The following is a 1,513-nucleotide window of genomic DNA, read 5'->3' as shown; positions in this document are numbered from 1 at the left end:
AGGCTTCTGCCGTATCGTAAAAAGGCGCCAGATCCTCATAACGGATGGTCCAGGCGCGGGTTTCACCACCCTGATGCTGACGAACGCTAAAATCCTTTGCGCGGCGACGCAGAACCGCCGCTCCATAAAATTTGGTATTGCCACCCACATGATAGCCAGTGACCGGAGAAAAGGCCTTGCCGTGCTGATCGCGCCATTGTTCATCCGTGTGATAGCGATGCTCTCCGAAAACGGTTTGCGGGTCCCAGTTGCCCCATTCTCTGGGCAGGTAATCGCCTCTTTCGAGGATCAGTATTTGTAGACCAGAGTCCGCCAGGGCACGGGCTAATGTTCCGCCACCCGCGCCGCTGCCGATAATAATGACATCGGCATCCATCGTCTTATCCTCCGTGGCGGAAGTCCGGATAAATCAGCATGCCACCATCTACTGCGAGGGTGGTACCGGTAATGTAACTGGCCAGATCACTGCAGAGAAATGCGACGACATTGCCGATTTCCTGGGGTTTGCCGAGACGACCCATGGATATTTTCTTGTCGAGATCCTTCAGTGACTGGGGGTCGCTCCAGACCGATTCATTGATGGGAGTTTGAATGGCCCCGGGGGCGAGAGCCACCACGCGAATGCCTTTATCCGCAGTTTCCTGGGCCAAGGTCTTGGTAAACATGGATAAACCTGCCTTGGCACTGGTGTAGGCACTATAACCTTCCCAGGGGATGAATTCGTGCACGGAGGTGACATTGATAATGACCCCGCGCTGCAGTTTTTCCATGCGCGGAATGGCGGCCCGGGCGCAGTAATAAGGTCCGAGCAGATCGACACTCAAGACTTTTTCCCAGATTTGCGGATCATCATCCCCGACCAGCGCACGCGGCCCGTCCATGCCCGCATTGTTGACGAGAATGTCGAGACCGCCAAAAGCCTGCTCAATCTGCTGCACCAGTTTTTCCACGGCGGCGGGATCGGAAATATCCGCCTGAAAAGACTGGGCTTTACCGCCCGCTTTGCTGATGCTGTCCACCACCGCATCTGCCTCGTCCTTGCCCTTGCGGTAATGCACGGCCACTTGCGCCCCTGCTGCTGCCAGGGTTTCCGCAATAGCCCGTCCCAGGCCGCCGCTGGCCCCGGTCACCAACGCCCGTCTGCCCTGTAAGTCTAATTGGATCATGACGCTGCTCCTGTAATATCCAGATGAAAATCCTCGCCGAGCCAGTCACCACTATCCTGCCAGCGGATGGTGAATTGCACCGATTCTCCTTCGCTGAGCGAGCCGAGCGGTAAAATGGCGACATGCCCCAATTCCCAGTCTTCCGAGTGCAGATCCTGCACCTCCTGCCAACCATTGATGCCCCAGTGAACAGTAAATGGAGCGCGCAGCAGCACCCGGAGCTCCTGACCGGCGGGCAATTGCCGGGGCCTTTGCCGCAAACGCCAGAGTCGATAGGTAATTGCGGGTTTTTTCCCTTGATAGCGCTTCCAGGTGGCTGCCGACCGATCGACGGGTTCGCCCTTTAT

The 1,513-nt window shown here is 57.0% G+C and carries 2 protein-coding genes and 1 pseudogene; all 3 read right to left on the bottom strand.

What is annotated here, in order from left to right:
- Window positions 1-376 (bottom strand): NAD(P)-binding protein (locus AC2VNK_RS09095; protein ID WP_486883528.1); only part of this gene is annotated, 376 nt, incomplete at its 3' end.
- Between the two features lie 4 nt (window positions 377-380).
- Window positions 381-1,166, bottom strand: coding sequence for a glucose 1-dehydrogenase (locus tag AC2VNK_RS09090; protein ID WP_486883527.1), 786 nt, complete (start codon window positions 1,164-1,166; stop codon window positions 381-383).
- Window positions 1,163-1,513, bottom strand: a pseudogene (locus AC2VNK_RS09085) (glycoside hydrolase family 15 protein); the annotation flags it as partial. The pseudogene AC2VNK_RS09085 and the gene AC2VNK_RS09090, both read right to left, overlap by 4 nt.

The organism is Acidithiobacillus sp. TH-A35 (assembly GCF_057473505.1).
The sequence above is the reverse complement of the archived record's forward strand: the minus strand, read 5'-3'. Positions and strand labels throughout refer to the sequence as shown.

Bases quoted from the DNA above. Each gene is read 5' to 3' on its own strand.
- AC2VNK_RS09090 (WP_486883527.1), bottom strand. From the start codon at position 1,166: ATGATCCAATTAGACTTACAGGGCAGACGGGCGTTGGTGACCGGGGCC.